At 74.0% G+C, this 15,310-nt stretch carries 8 protein-coding genes; 5 read left to right on the top strand and 3 right to left on the bottom strand.

Annotated features, from left to right (window positions below):
* Positions 1-82 precede the first annotated feature (82 nt).
* From MT994_RS15350 to MT994_RS15340, 3 genes are all read left to right on the top strand, one after another.
* Positions 83-1,063 (top strand): glycosyltransferase family 2 protein, encoded by a 981-nt coding sequence (locus MT994_RS15350; protein ID WP_354806955.1) that lies wholly within the window; start codon positions 83-85, stop codon positions 1,061-1,063.
* Positions 1,060-1,788 (top strand): hypothetical protein, encoded by a 729-nt coding sequence (locus MT994_RS15345; RefSeq protein WP_061268687.1) that lies wholly within the window; start codon positions 1,060-1,062, stop codon positions 1,786-1,788. The genes MT994_RS15350 and MT994_RS15345 overlap by 4 nt, the downstream gene beginning before the upstream one ends.
* A 128-nt stretch (positions 1,789-1,916) precedes the next feature.
* Positions 1,917-6,236 carry a LamG-like jellyroll fold domain-containing protein gene (locus MT994_RS15340; RefSeq protein ID WP_354806953.1) on the top strand — a complete coding sequence of 1,440 codons (4,320 nt, stop codon included), beginning with the start codon at positions 1,917-1,919 and terminating at the stop codon, positions 6,234-6,236.
* 84 nt (positions 6,237-6,320) lie between these two features.
* Here MT994_RS15340 and MT994_RS15335 read toward each other — a convergent pair whose 3' ends face one another.
* Together MT994_RS15335 and MT994_RS15330 are read right to left on the bottom strand one after the other, a co-directional pair.
* Positions 6,321-7,535 carry a hypothetical protein gene (locus MT994_RS15335; protein WP_354806952.1) on the bottom strand — a complete coding sequence of 405 codons (1,215 nt, stop codon included), beginning with the start codon at positions 7,533-7,535 and terminating at the stop codon, positions 6,321-6,323.
* A gap of 93 nt (positions 7,536-7,628) precedes the next feature.
* Positions 7,629-9,092, bottom strand: coding sequence for a polysaccharide biosynthesis tyrosine autokinase (locus MT994_RS15330; RefSeq protein ID WP_085387461.1), 1,464 nt, complete (start codon positions 9,090-9,092; stop codon positions 7,629-7,631).
* Between the two features lie 209 nt (positions 9,093-9,301).
* On the opposite strand from MT994_RS15330, the gene MT994_RS15325 reads away from it, so the two are divergent.
* Together MT994_RS15325 and mfd are read left to right on the top strand one after the other, a co-directional pair.
* Positions 9,302-10,645, top strand: a complete 1,344-nt coding sequence (locus MT994_RS15325; RefSeq protein ID WP_228485053.1) for an oligosaccharide flippase family protein — start codon at positions 9,302-9,304, stop codon at positions 10,643-10,645.
* A gap of 110 nt (positions 10,646-10,755) precedes the next feature.
* Positions 10,756-14,508 carry a transcription-repair coupling factor gene (mfd, locus tag MT994_RS15320; protein ID WP_354806950.1) on the top strand — a complete coding sequence of 1,251 codons (3,753 nt, stop codon included), beginning with the start codon at positions 10,756-10,758 and terminating at the stop codon, positions 14,506-14,508.
* Positions 14,509-14,515: 7 nt separating this feature from the next.
* Here the strand turns inward: mfd and MT994_RS15315 are convergent, their stop codons facing one another.
* Positions 14,516-15,220, bottom strand: coding sequence for a low molecular weight phosphatase family protein (locus MT994_RS15315; RefSeq protein WP_354806949.1), 705 nt, complete (start codon positions 15,218-15,220; stop codon positions 14,516-14,518).
* Between the last annotated feature and the right edge of the window lie 90 nt (positions 15,221-15,310).

The raw sequence follows: 15,310 nt of genomic DNA, 5'->3' as shown, positions 1-15,310 counted from the left end.
ATCTCGCCCGGGTGAATTCCGGCGTCACGGCCCGACGGCGGGCTTAGGATCGCCGCGACGGCCGACGTGCCAGGACCTGGAGGTGACGACCGTGGACGACGTCTCGGACGCCTCCGGCGACCTCGCGATCGTGGTCGTGAGCTACGGCTCCGCCGCGCTCCTCGAGCGCAACCTCGGCGCGCGCGGCGCGGTCGGGGAGGCGCGCGTGCTCGTCGTCGACAACAGGTCGACGACGCCGGAGCGCGAGCGGGTGTCCCGCCTGGCGGACGAGCGCGGCTGGGACCTGCTCGCCCCGGCGGAGAACCTGGGCTTCGGCGGCGGCGCCAACCTGGGGATGCGCGCGGCTTTCGACGCCGGAGCGGACGAGGTGCTGCTGCTCAACCCCGACGCGACGATCGCCGCGGCCGACGTCCGGACCCTGCGGGCGGCCGTCCAGGACGACCGCCTGCTCCTCGTGTCCCCGGTCGTCCTCACGCCCGCCGGGCGCCGCTGGTTCGGGGGCCTCGACGTCTACCTCGACGACGGCACGTTCCGCGCGCCGTCGCGCCGCGACGAGCACCCGGGCGCCGCGCGCGTGGAGTGGCTCAGCGGCGCGTGCCTGCTCGTCACCCGGGAGGTCTGGGAGCGCACGGGCGGGTTCGACGACGCCTACTTCCTCTACTGGGAGGACGTCGACCTGTCCTACCGCTTGCAGCGCGCGGGCGGCCGGGTCGCCGTCGTCGAGGACGCCGTCGCGGTCCACGACGAGGGCGGGACCCACCGCGACGGCCGGCAGCGGCCGGAGGCCAAGTCGGAGACGTACTACTACTACAACATCCGCAACCGGATGCTGTTCGCCGCGCAGCACCTCGACGAGGTGTCCGTGCGGCGCTGGCGGCGCAGCGCGCCGGGCAACGCCCGCGCGGTCCTGCGGCGCGGCGGCCGGCGCCAGTTCCTGCGGCCGGTCGTCCCGCTGCGGGCGGCCTGGCGCGGGCTGCGCGACGGCCGGCGGGCGGCCCGGCAGGGCGCCGCGACGGCGGACCGGCGCGAGCCGGCACGGAGCACGACCGGAGGCGGACGATGAACGCGGAGAACGACGGCGCCCCCGAGGGCGCCACCCCGACGCGGCGGCCCTCCCGCCGTGCCGTCGCGGTGATCGGGGCGGCGGTCGCGCTCGCGGTCGCCGTCACCCTCGTCGTGCTGCAGCCGTGGCGGTCCGACGGCGACGAGTCCCCGGGCGGGACGGTCACGCCCGCGCCGGTCGCCTCCCCGGAGGAGAGCGGCGACGCCTCGGCGGACGCGACCGCGGACGACGCGGGCGACGGGGACGGCGCCGCCGCGGCGGACGGCGACGCGGCCGCCGGGACGGGCGAGACCGACGGGGCGGACCCCGCCGTCGTGCCCGTGGCCCCCGAGCTCGAGCCGGCCGCGCCCGACCAGACGGTCCAGGCGCCCGACGGCGTCACCGTGCGGCTCGCGCAGGTCGAGCACGTCGAGGGCGAGGCCGTGGCCGCGGGCGAGACCTCGGGTCCGGCCGTCCGCCTCACCGTCGAGGTCACGAACGGGACCGACGCCCCGCTCGACCTCTCCTACGCCGTGGTCAACGCCTACACGGGCGAGGACCGCGCGCCGGCCGGGCGCCTCGTGCAGCCCGGCGGCCGGCCCTTCGAGGGCGAGCTCGCCCCGGGCGAGAGCGGGACGGGCGTCGTCCTGTTCTCCATCCCCGACGCCGACCGCGACGACGTCACCGTCGCGGTGGAGTACGCGCCGGGCACGTCGACCGTGGTATTTCGCGGCGATCTGTCCTGACCCGCGCGGGAAGGGGCGGTAAATTTCGCCCGCTCGCGCCGTTCTGCGGCCGGTTCGCCGGCGCTACAGTCACAACGTCCGGCTGATGGACCGGCATTTCCGCGGGTCCGCGACGAAGAGAGTGACCCATGAAAAACAATGATGTGAGTCGGACGGTCGTCCAGGGCTCTCTTCGGGGCGCGCCGCCGGGACGGCGACGCGTCGTCGGCCGCGTCGCCGGGCTGACCGTCGCCGCCCTCGTCGCGACGGCCCTCGTCGCCCCGGCGGCCGGCGCGGTCGAGAGCGCGGCGCCCGCCGCGGCCCCTGCCGCCGTCGCGCCCGACGCGCCGGTCGCCGCGGCCGCCACCCCGGCCGACGCGACCGTCCCGGTCACGGCCGACCCCCTGCCCACGACCCAGATCGACGGGATCGTCTGGGCGCAGACCATCGTCGGCGGCCGCGCGTACGCCGGCGGCCAGTTCACCTCGGCACGCCCCGCGGGTGCGGCGGCCGGGACGGGGGAGACCCCGCGCGCGAACATCCTGCGGTACGACGTCGAGACCGGCGTGCTCGACGCGTCCTGGAACCCGGGCACGAACGGTCGCGTCCTCGCGATCTCGTCGTCGCCGGACGGCAAGCGGCTCTACGTCGCGGGCGCGTTCACCGAGATCGCCGGCCAGACGCGGTACCGCCTCGCGGCGTTCGACACCGCGACCGGCGCGCTCGTCTCGAGCTGGAACCCGGGCACCAACTCCACGGTCTACGACATCAAGGCGACGAACTCCACGGTCTACATCACCGGCGAGTTCTCCAACGTCAACAACACCGCGCGCGCCCGCATCGCCGCGCTGGACGCGTCCACGGGCGCGCTGCTCGGCTTCGCGCCGGAGCTCGCCGGCGGGTACGGCGGCCGCGCGATCGAGATCTCGCCCGACGGCGCCAAGGTGGTCGTCGCGGGCTCCTTCACGAGCACCAACGGGTCGACGAACCCCGGCCGCGGCATGGCGGCCCTCGACGCGACGACGGGCACCGTGCTCCCGTGGGCCGTCAACTCCGTGATCCGCAACGGCGGCGACAACGCCGCGATCTACTCGCTCGCGTCCGACGGCGACAGCGTCTACGGGTCGGGCTACGACTACGGCGGCAGCAAGACGGAGGACGACTTCGAGGGCTCGTTCCGTGCGAGCTGGTCCGACGGGTCGCTCGTCTGGATGGAGGACTGCCACGGCGACACCTACTCCGTGTACCCGGCCGGCGACTCCGTCTACGTCGCGACCCACGCGCACTACTGCGGCAACATCGGCGAGTTCCCGCAGACGGACCCCTGGACGGTGAACCACTCGCTGGCCTTCGCCAAGGAGCCGTCGGACCGCAAGATCACGCCGGACATCTGGGGCTACCGCAGCTTCACGGGCCAGACGGCGGGCAAGCTGCTGCACTGGTACCCGACGTGGAGCACGGGCAGCGCGTCCGGGATCTCGCAGGCCGGGTGGGACATCACGGCCAACGACAAGTACGTCGTGTACGGCGGCGAGTTCACGCGCGTCGCCGGGGCCCGGCAGCAAGGGCTGGTGCGGTTCGCGCGGCGCGACGTCGCCCCGACGAAGATCGGCCCGACGATCCAGGGCGGGCAGTACACCATCTCGACCCGGTCGCTCGTCAGCGGGAGCGCCCGCGTCTCCTGGCCGGCGAACATCGACCAGGACAACGCCGAGCTGACGTACGAGCTGTACCGCCGCGGCACGACCGCCCCGATCTCCACGCAGAAGGCGTCGTCCACGTTCTGGGTGCGCCCGACCATGGGCTACACCGACTCGGGCCTCGCGCCGGGCAGCACGGTCGAGTACCGCGTCAAGGTGATCGACGGCGACGGCAACTCCACGGTCTCGAACTGGACGCCGGTCACGATCGCGGCGCAGGGGTCGAGCACGGCCTACAACGACTCGGTGCTCGGCGACTCGCCGGTGAGCTACTGGCCGATGAACGAGGCGAGCGGGAGCAGCGCGACCGACTGGGCCTCGCTGTCCGACCTCGCGCTCACGAACGGCACGACCCGCGGCGTCGACGGCAAGGACGTCCCGCCGACGGCGAAGGCGACGCGCTTCTCGGGCGCCAACGGCGTCTCCGGGAGCACCCCGACCGCGACCACCGGACCGCAGCGGTTCTCCGTCGAGGCCTGGTTCCGCACGACCTCGACGTCGGGCGGCAAGATCGTCGGCTTCGGCAACGCCAAGACCGGCACGTCGTCGAGCTACGACCGGCACATCTACATGAACAACTCGGGTCGCCTGACGTTCGGCGTCCACCCGGGGATGGTCCGCGAGATCACGACCGCCGGCTCGTACAACGACGGCGCGTGGCACCACGTGGTCGGCACGCTCGACGGCTCCGGCATGACCTTCTGGGTCGACGGCGTCAAGGCGGGTCAGCGCAGCGACACGACGTCGGCGCAGTCCTACTCGGGCTACTGGCGCGTCGGTGGGGACAGCCAGTCGGGCTGGCCGAACAGCGGGAGCTCGAACTTCTTCAACGGCACCATCTCCGACGTCGCCGTGTACGACCGTGCGCTCACCCGCGGCGAGGTCTCCGACCACTGGACGGCGAGCGGCCGTCCCGCGGCCGGGGCTGCCGCACCGCAGGACGCGTACGGCCAGGCGGTCTACTCGCTCGAGCCGACGCTCTACTGGCGGCTCGGCGAGTCCTCGGGCTCGGTCGCGAAGGACTCCGGCCCCGACGCGTCCGACGGCTCGTACTCCGGCCCCGTGACGAAGTCGCAGACCGGCGCGCTCACGGGCGTGACGGACAAGGCGGTGCGCTTCCAGCCGACGAAGAACATCTTCGGCACCTGGAACGGCGGGCTCGTCGCGAGCCAGCGCAGCTACGCCAACCCGACGGTGTACTCGGTCGAGACGTGGTTCAAGACCGACACCACGACCGGCGGGAAGCTCATCGGGTTCGGCAGCAGCCGGACGGGCACGAGTTCCAACTACGACCGCCACGTGTACATGTCGCCGGACGGCAAGGTGAAGTTCGGCACGTACGACGGCGCGCAGCAGGTGCTCAGCACCACCGGGTCGTACCGGGACAACGCCTGGCACCACGTCGTGGCGACGCAGTCGAGCGCGGGCATGCGGCTCTACCTCGACGGCGAGCTCGTCGGGTCGAACGACAAGGCGGTGCCGGAGAACAACACCGGCTACTGGCGGCTCGGCGGCGACAACGGCTGGGAGGGCGACACCTACTGGAAGGGCTACCTCGACGAGGCGGCCGTCTACCCGGTCGCGCTCACGCCGGCCCAGGTGAAGCAGCACTTCCAGCTGGGCTCCGGCACCACGCCGAACGTCCCGCCGCAGGCTGTCGTGACGGCGCAGGCCGACGGCCTCACGGTGTCGGTCGACGGGTCGGGCTCGAGCGACCCGGACGGCACCCTGACCGGGTACGCGTGGGACTTCGGTGACGGCGAGACCGGCACCGGGGCGACGGCGACCCACACCTACGACGCGCCGGGGACGTACACGATCACGCTCGACGTGACCGACGACCGCGGGGCGACGGCCACGGCGACGACCTCGGTGCAGGTGCTCGCGCCGAACGTGACGCCGCAGGCGGCGTTCACGGCCTCCGCGACGGACCTCACCGTCGCGGTGGACGGCTCGTCGTCGAGCGACCCGGACGGCACGATCGCGTCGTACGCGTGGAGCTTCGGGGACGACGCGACCGCGGAGGGCGCCACGGCCTCGCACACCTACGCGCAGGCCGGGACGTACACGGTGACGCTCACGGTGACGGACGACCGCGGGGGCACGTCCTCCGTGTCGCACGACGTCGTGGCGACCGCGCCGGCGGAGAACGTCGTCGTGCGCGACACGTTCGACCGCGCGGTGACCTCCGGCTGGGGCACGACGACGTCGGGCGCGGCGTGGTCCGCGCTCGGCGGGGCCGCGGCCTTCTCGGTCGCGGACTCGGCCGGCACGCTGGCGATGTCGCCCTCCTGGACGCGCGAGGCGCGCCTGGCGGGGGTCTCGGAGTCGCGGGCCCGCACCGAGACGACGTTCTGGTCGGACGTCGCGTCGGTGGGCGGGACGACGTCGGTCACGCTCATCGGCCGGCAGGTCGGGACGAGCACGTACTCCGCGCGCGTCCGTCTCGAGCCCAACGGCCTCATGCGGCTGTACCTGCTCCGGGACGAGACGCTCCTCGGGAACCAGCTGCTCCCCGCGACGTACGCACCCGGCGCGCGGTACACGGTGTCGATCTCGGCGGTCGGGACGTCCCCGACGACGCTCTCCGCCAAGGTCTGGCCCACGGCGGCCGGACCGGCGCAGGCGTGGCACCTCGAGGCGACCGACACGACGGCGGCGCTCCAGGCGCCCGGCACGGTGAGCATCAAGGTGGCGGTGAGCTCGGCGTCCACCAACCCGACCACGCGCGTGTCGTTCGACGACGTCAAGGTGGTGCGCGAGCCGTAGGCCCGCCGCCCCGCACGTCCGCCGGTGCCCCCGGGTCCTCGACCCGGGGGCACCGGCGCGTCCAGGGGAGTCTTCAGGGGGTGTTCAGGGCCGACCGAGCGGGGTGGTGCTGCCGCGGTCGGGCAGCGTGTACGGCGTCGCGATCGCCACGCCGAGCATGAGGACGGTGGCGGACACCGAGTAGAACGGGCTGAAGAGCAGGTCCCACGCGCACGAGAGCGCGAGGTAGAGCAGGAGCGCCGACGCCGCGTTGCGGCCGAGGTCGGCCAGCGTGCCGCGCCAGACGACGACGACGCACGCGACGGCGAACAGCATGCCGACGAGCCCGAACCGGATCCACTGGTCGCCGAGCACGGAGTGCACCTCGAAGCCCGACCCGAAGAGGTACTTCTCCACGTAGCCGTTGTTGGGGTCGTAGTTGAGACGTGCCATCCCGGTCTTCGCGGTGAGCAGGTCCTGGAGGTTGGGCACGGCCCCCGCGCCGTACCCCCAGGGCCGGGCCGCGACGAGCGCGGTCGCAGCGCCCATCTCGGGCCGTCCACCCGTGAAGACGGAGCCCGACGTCTGGATCTGCATCTCCGTGCGCTGCTGCGCGTCCGCGCCGAGGTAGCCGTCGAGCACGAGCGTCTGCATCCCGAGGAAGACGACGAGCGCGAGCACGCCGAGCTGCGTCGCGACGCGCACCCCGCCGGACCGCACGCGCAGGCCGGTGCGCATCGCCTGCCAGGCGACGAGGAGAGCGACCATGAGCATCGTCGTCGCGGCCGAGCGCGAGTCGTTGACCGCGGAGACCCCGGCGAGCGCGAGGGCGGCGACGACCTGCAGCCCGCGGGACCGCGTGCTGAGGCACAGCGCGAGCACGAGCACGGTCACGGGCATGCCGTACGTGTACTTCCAGGGGTTGTCGGCGCCGCCGGTGCGCAGGGCGGCCGCGACGAGCGCGCCGACCCCGAAGAGGACGGCGACGGTGGACGTCTCGAGGACGGCGCGGCACCACAGGAGCACCCCGGCGCCGAGGACGAGCGCTGAGAGCGTGGTGAGACCGTCGCGCAGGGCCAGCGACGACAGCACGCGGTCCGGGGCGGAGAGCTCGGTGAGCAGGACGCCGCTCAGCAGGGCGAGGACGCCGAGCCCCACGAACCACCGGCCGGGCCGGGACCGGCGCACGACGGGGAGCCACACGGGGAGCAGCACGAGCCCGACGACGATCGCCGGGGTGATCCCCGCGACGATCGGGATCCAGGCGCCGCACGCGAGGGCGGCCGCGCCGGCCGCGATGCGCGTCGCGACGTCGGACACCCCCGGGAGGGGCTCCGCCGTCGGGACGGTCGTCGAAGGCCCGGTCCCGGGCTCGGCCCCGGCGCGCGCCGTCATCGCGTCGTCACCCGGTCGTCACGGCGTCGTGCGGCGGTCCGCGTCCTCGACGGCGCGCGGCGCCGCCGCGTCGTCGGCCGTCGCGGCGGGGCTGACGTCGGGGGACCCGGCCTCGCGCGAGAACGCGCCGGGGACGCCGACCCGGGAGTCGTTGACGTAGTAGGCGCTGCGCCCGCGCGGCTTGACGTCGTTGAGCACGATGCCGATGACGTCCGCCTCGCCCCGCTCGAACTTGTCGACCGTCTGGCGCAGCCGCGAGATGCGGGTCTTGCGGGCCCGGGCGACGACGAGCACGCCGTCCACGGCGCGTGAGAGCCAGAGCGGGTCGCTCAGCGGGAGGATCGGCGCGGTGTCGATCACGACGTAGTCGTAGTGCGTCCGCAGGTCGCCGATCACGGCGACGAGCCGCTCGGAGGACAGCAGCACGCCGGGGTTCGCGGGCAGGACGCCGCTCGGCAGCACGAAGAGGTTGGGGCGCGTCCAGGGGAGCACGATGTCCTCCTGGGCCACGTCGCCGACGAGCAGGTTCGTCAGGCCGACCGACCCCTCCAGCCCGGTGACGCGCGCGATCGAGGGCCGGCGCAGGTCGGCGTCGACGAGGAGCACGCTGCTCCCGTCCTCGGCGAGCGAGAGCGCGAGGCTGATCGCGATCGAGCTCTTCCCCTCGCCCGCGTCGCCGGAGGAGACCATGAGCACGCGGCGGCCGTGGTCGACGTCGGCGAAGCGCACGTTGGCGACGAGCGTGCGCACGCTCTCGGACGGGCGGCTCCCCGGACCGGCGGCGACGACGGCGGGCAGCGACGTGCGCGACGGCACCTTGACCACCTCGCCGAGGAACGGCACCCCGAGCATCGACTGGATCGACGACGAGCTGACGACGCGGCGCGCGAGCAGCTCGCGCAGGACGGCGTACGTCACGCCGACGGCGAGCCCCGCGGCGAGGCCGACCATCATGAGCATGCGCGTGTTGGGCGCGATGGGGTTCACGGGCTGGCGCGCGGGGGCGATCGTCGTGATCCGCACGGCCGACGAGCGGTCGGCCAGCTGCGGCGACAGCTCGGGGACGGCCAGCGCGAGCTGGTCGCTGATCCCGTCGGCGATCTCGCGCGCGCGGTCCGGCGAGGTGTCGCTCACCGCGATCTCGATGACGACGGTGTTGAGCGGCGTGTTCACGCTGACGCTGCGGGCCAGGCGGGCGGGCGTGGTGTCGAGGCCCAGGTCCTCGATCACGGGCTCGAGCACGTACGGCGACTGCGCGAGCACCGCGTACGACGCGACGAGGTTCTGCACGTAGTTCGAGCCCTGCACGAGCTCGGCGGCGTTCTCGCCCTGCTCGGGGACGACCATCACGGACGCCGACGACTGGTACACCTTCGGTTCCGAGCGCGCGTAGCCGAACCCGGCGACCGCCCCCAGGACGGCGCACACGGCGACCACGACCCAGTGGCGCAGCACCGCGGTCACGTACTCGCGCAGCGTCATCTCTCGCCCTCCGCGGCCGGTCGGCACCGTCGGCGACGGGCCCTGCCGTCCACCGTAGTCGGGCGCACCGGACGGTCGCCGCAGGTCGGGCGGGATTCACCCTCCCGCGACGGTCGGATCTCGTGGAGAAGGTCCTAAGATCGTGAATTCCGGGCAGCGGACCGGCGCTCGGGCCTGCGGGCGACGCACCGGGAGCACGAGGAGGACGAGTGGGCCTCTGGCGTTCGGTGACCGGGACGGCCGGCGCCAAGGTCGCCGTGATGGGCCTGGCGGGGCTCCTCGGGATCGTCACCAGCCGCCTGATCATCGAGCACTTCGGCGTCGCGTCCTACGCCCAGTACGGGCTGCTCAACGGGCTGCGCAACCTCCTGCCGTTCGCCGACCTGGGCATCGGCGCGGTCGTCATCAACGCCATCGCGGAGGCGTCGTCCCCGCGCGAGTCGGAGCGGGTCCACCGGACGCTGACGACGGCGCTGCGCGTCCTCACCGTCTCGGGCCTGACCATCGCCGCCGTGTGCGTGGCGATCCAGCTCCTCGGGTGGTGGCCCCTCCTGCTGGGCGACGGCCTCGTCGCGGGCGGGGACGTCGTCGCGACGCTGTGCCTCGTCGTGTTCGGGCTGTCGCTCCCGCTGGGGATCGGCATCCGGGTCCTCATCGGGCTCAAGCAGAACGTGCTCCAGACGTTCCTCCAGGGCATCGTGTCGCCGCTCTTCTTCGTCGGCGTCGTCGTGCTCGTCCTCGTCGGCAAGGGGCAGGGCGGCGACTACGTCGCCCTCGTCTCCTACGTCGCGGCCGGGCTCGCGTCGGCGATCACGGTGAGCGTCGCGGCGCGCCTGCTCGCGCCCCAGGTCGGCCGGGCGTTCCGCGACGTCCCGCGGCGCCGGGCGGTGCCCGGGGTGCCGGTGGCCGCGGTCGCGGTGCCGATGCTCGTGCAGTCCGTCGCGATGCCGGTCGCGATGCAGAGCGACCGGCTGCTCCTGTCCCACCTGTCCACGACGCAGGCGCTCGCGCAGTACACGTTCGCGACCCAGCTCTTCGGGCTCGTCATGCAGGCGATCATCGCGGCGGGCGTCAGCATGTGGCCCTACTTCGCGCAGGCGCGGGCGCGCGACGAGGTGATGAGCCCGTTCCGGATCTCCCTCGCGTTCCTCGCCGGGGGCGTGCTGCTGTCGACGGTGCTCGCGCTGTGCCTGCCGCTCCTCCAGGACGTGGTCGCCGACGGCAAGATCACCGTGCCGCTCGCGCTGGTCCTGGGCTACTGCGCGCTCGTCGCGGTCCAGGCGCTCAACTACCCGCCCGGCATGTACATGACCGACGAGCGCGGCCTGCGGTTCCAGGTCGTCCCCGTCCTGCTCATGACCGTGAGCAACGTGGCGCTCTCCTGGGTGCTCATCGAGCCGCTGGGCGCGGCCGGGCCGGTCGTCGGGTCGGCGGTCGCGATCCTCGTCTTCCAGGTGGTGCCGAACTCGATCTGGGTCGCCCGGGACCTGCGCGCCCGACGGCGGGCCGCGGCGGCGGGGCGCTCGGAGGAAGCCCCGGTGGCGGGGGCCTGACGCACGCCCGCGCGCGGAACGATGTGGGTCCACGCGCGTAGTGTGGACGCCGGACCCGATCGCCCGCCCCGGTCGGGACCGTCGTCGTGCCCTCTCCTCGAAGGACCTCCATGAACCTCACCGGCATCCTGCCCGCGCTGCTCGCCGACCAGGCCGCGGCGGCCGCGGTCGAGCACGTGCGCGCCCGCGGCGAGGCCGACGTCGTCGGCCCGGCCGGCGTCCGCCCGCCGCTCCTCGCGGCGATGGCGGGGGCGCGCGCGACGGGGCCGGTGCCGGACGGCGACGCCCCGGCGTCGGGCGGCGGGGGTGGCCCGGCGTGGGCCGCGGGCTCGCGCCCGCTCGTCGTGGTCACCGCGACGGGGCGCGACGCGGACGAGCTGGCCGCGAGCGTGCGCGCCTACCTGCCGGACGAGCTCGGCGACGTCGTCGCGGTGCTGCCGAGCTGGGAGACGCTGCCGCACGAGCGCCTGAGCCCGCGCGCGGACACGGTCGCCAAGCGCATCGCGGTGTTCCGGCGCCTCGCGCACCCGGACCCGGAGGTCGGCCCGTCCGGTCCCGTCCGGGTGCTCGTCATGCCGGTCCGGGCGCTCCTGCAGCCCGTCGTGGACGGGCTGGGGGACCTCGAGCCGGTCGAGCTGCACGCGGGCACGACGGCGGACCTCACGGACGTCGCGGAGCGGCTCGTCGCGGCGGCGTACACGCGCGTGGACATGGTCGAGCGGCGCGGCGAGTTCGCGGTCCGCGGCGGCATCCTCGACATCTTCCCGCCCACGGAGGACCACCCGCTGCGCGTGGAGTTCTGGGGCGACGAGGTGTCGGAGATCCGCTGGTTCGCGGTCGCCGACCAGCGCAGCCTGGAGATCGCCGAGCACGGGCTGTGGGCGCCGCCGTGCCGCGAGATCCTGCTCACGGACTCGGTGCGGGCGCGCGCCGCCGCGCTGGTGGAGGACCTGCCGGGCGCGACCGAGATGCTCGACCGGCTCGCGGCGGGCGTCGCGGTCGAGGGCATGGAGTCCCTCGCGCCGGTGCTCGTGGACCGCATGGTCCCGGTGCTCGAGCTCGTGCCCGACGACGCGCTCCTCGTCGTCGACGACGCCGAGCGCGTGCGCCGTCGCGCGCACGACCTGGTGGCGACCACGGAGGAGTTCCTCGCCGCGGCCTGGACGGGCGCGGTGGCGGGCGGCAAGGCGCCGGTCGACCTGTCCGCGGCGTCGTTCGAGACGTTCTCCGAGGTGCGCGCGGTCGCGCAGCGCCGCGGCCTGGGCTGGTGGACCCTGTCGTCGTTCGCGCTCGACAACCCCGACCTCGACGTCCCGCCGGACGCCGGCGGGAGCGCCGCTGCGGACGCCGCCACGTCGAGCGGCGGCGCGGGCACGACGGCCGCCCACGTCGGCGAGAGCGCCGACGGCGTGCCGACCTTCACGCTCGGCGCGCGCGACGTCGAGTCCTACCGCGGCGACGTGGCGCGCGCGCTCGACGACGTGCGCGGGCTGCAGCACGCGGGCTGGCGGCTCGTGCTCACGACGGAGGGCCACGGGCCGGCCAAGCGCATGGTCGAGCAGCTCGGCGCGGCCGACACGCCCGCGCGGCTCGTGCCGCGGCTCGACGACGAGCCCGAGGGCGGCATCGTCCTCGTCACGCCGGCGATGGTCGGCAAGGGCTTCGTCGCGCCGGGGCTGCGGCTCGCCGTCTTCTCCGAGGCCGACCTCACGGGCCGGGCGGGGACGAGCACGCGCGACATGCGCAAGATGCCCAGCCGGCGGCGCAACGTCGTCGACCCGCTCCAGCTCAAGGCGGGCGACTTCGTGGTGCACGAGCAGCACGGCGTGGGCCGCTTCGTCGAGCTCGTCCAGCGGACGCTCGGCACGGGCGGCAACGCCGCGACGCGCGAGTACCTCGTGATCGAGTACGCGTCGAGCAAGCGCGGCCAGCCGGGCGACCGCCTCTTCGTGCCCATGGACCAGCTCGACCAGGTCACGAAGTACACGGGCGGCGAGGCGCCGAGCCTCAACAAGATGGGCGGGTCGGACTGGGCCAAGACGAAGTCCCGCGCGCGCAAGCACGTCAAGGAGATCGCGGGCGAGCTCATCCGCCTGTACTCGGCGCGCATGGCCACGCAGGGCCACGCGTTCGGCCCGGACACGCCGTGGCAGCGCGAGCTGGAGGACGCGTTCGCGTACGTCGAGACGCCCGACCAGCTTGCGACGATCGACGAGGTCAAGGCCGACATGGAGAAGACGGTCCCGATGGACCGGCTCGTGTGCGGCGACGTCGGCTACGGCAAGACGGAGATCGCGATCCGCGCGGCGTTCAAGGCGGTCCAGGACGGCAAGCAGGTCGCGGTGCTGGTGCCCACGACGCTGCTCGTGCAGCAGCACCTCGAGACGTTCTCCGAGCGGTACGCGGGCTTCCCCGTGACGGTCAAGGCGCTGTCGCGCTTCCAGACCCCCAAGGAGTCCGAGGAGGTCGTGGACGGGCTGGCCCAGGGGACGGTGGACGTCGTCATCGGCACCCACCGCCTCATCACGGGCAGCGTGCGGTTCAAGGACCTGGGCCTCGTCATCATCGACGAGGAGCAGCGGTTCGGCGTCGAGCACAAGGAGACGCTCAAGCAGCTGCGGACCAACGTGGACGTGCTCGCCATGTCCGCGACCCCGATCCCGCGCACGCTCGAGATGGCCGTCACGGGCATCCGCGAGATGTCGACGCTCGCGACCCCGCCGGAGGAGCGCCACCCCGTCCTCACGTACGTCGGGGCGTACGAGGAGAAGCAGATCGCCGCGGCGCTGCGCCGCGAGCTGCTGCGCGAGGGCCAGGTGTTCTACGTGCACAACAAGGTCGAGACGATCGAGCGCACCGCGTCGCGGCTGCGCGAGCTCGTCCCCGAGGCCCGCGTGGGCGTCGCGCACGGCAAGATGAACGAGCACCAGCTCGACCAGGTGATCCGGGCGTTCTGGGAGAAGGAGCTCGACGTCCTCGTCTGCACGACGATCATCGAGACGGGCCTCGACATCTCCAACGCCAACACGCTCATCCTCGAGCGCGCGGACATGCTCGGCCTGTCCCAGCTCCACCAGCTCCGCGGCCGCGTGGGCCGCGGGCGCGAGCGCGCGTACGCGTACTTCCTGTACCCGCCCGAGCGACCCCTCACCGAGACCGCGCACGACCGCCTGGCCACGATCGCGGCCCACACCGACCTCGGCGCGGGCATGCAGGTCGCGATGAAGGACCTCGAGATCCGCGGCGCGGGCAACCTGCTCGGCGGGGAGCAGTCCGGCCACATCGCGGGCGTCGGGTTCGACCTGTACGTGCGCATGGTGGGGGAGGCCGTCGCCAACTACCGCGGCGACGGGCCCGAGGAGCAGCCGGAGGTCTCGATCGAGCTCCCGGTCGACGCGCACCTGCCGGAGTCCTACATCGCGACCGAGCGCCTGCGGCTCGAGGCGTACAAGAAGATCGCCGCCGCGGCCGACGCGCCGGAGCTCGCCGAGGTGCGGGCCGAGCTCGTCGACCGCTACGGCGCCCTCCCGGACGTCGCGTCCGCGCTGTTCGACGTCGCCGACTTCCGCAACCACGCCCGCCGGGCGGGGCTCACGGACGTCACCGCGCAGGGCAAGTTCATCCGGTTCGCGCCGGTCGACCTCCCCGAGTCGGCGCAGCTGCGGCTCAAGCGCCTCTACCCGGGCACGCTGCTCAAGCCCGCGATCCGGGCGATCCTCGTGCCGTACCCGACGACGGCCCGCATCGGCGGCCGCCCGCTGCGTGGTGCGGAGGTCCTCGGGTGGGCGCGCCAGCTCATCGACGCCGTGGTGCTCGGCGAGGTGAGCGCGGCCGCGACGGTGGGGACGTTGTCGGCCCGCTGACGCGCGGTCAGCGCAGGCGCCAGCTCCGCCGGCCGCCGTGCCGGGGGGAGCTGCTGCCGCCGCGTCCGGTGGGGTCGGTGCCGTCGCCGCCGCCGGGGAACGGCGGCGTGTGCGCGCCCCGCTCGGTGAGGGTGGGGGACCACTCGAGGCGCCGGGCGGCGGGCGGGTGCACGACGCGGGCGACCGCCGCGACCGCGGTGTCGATCGTCGTGAACGCCTGCCGGTAGGCCCGCTCGGAGCGGCCGTGCGGGTCCGGGATGTCGAGTGGCGTGCGGGGGGTGATCGTCCGGACGCGCTGGGCGCTCGCGATCTCCGGGAGGCGGGCGATGCGGTCGGCGTCGCTCTCGTCCGGGTCGACGGGCAGGTCGATCGCCGAGAGCAGCGCGGCGAGCTCCAGGAGCGTGTAGGTGCGTCGGACGGCCTGCGGGACGAGGGTGACGACGGCGGCCCGCTGGGCCCGGGACATCGTGAGGACGAGGTCCGCCTGCTCGATCATCGCCGCCGTGAGCTGCCGCCCGGTGTGCGTCGCCGCCTCCAGGCCGCGTGCCGCGAGCAGCCGCGCCATCGGCTCGTCGAGCGGTGCCCCCTCGAGCGCGTGCGTCCCGGCGCTCGACACCGTGACGCTCGTGTCGCTGCGGATGCTCAGCAGCCTCTCGGCGGTGGGGGAGCGGCAGACGTTCCCGGTGCACACGGTGAGGACCTGGGACGGCATGACTGAGGTCGGCACTCCCTCCGGTGCGCGGGGACGTCGTCCGGAAAGGCGACCGACCGAAGGTAGCACGCAGCGATCGGGCCCCTGCCG

The organism is Cellulosimicrobium sp. MI9406 (genome assembly GCF_040595865.1).
Lineage (GTDB): Bacteria > Actinomycetota > Actinomycetes > Actinomycetales > Cellulomonadaceae > Cellulosimicrobium > Cellulosimicrobium funkei.
The sequence above is the reverse complement of the archived record's forward strand: the minus strand, read 5'-3'. Positions and strand labels throughout refer to the sequence as shown.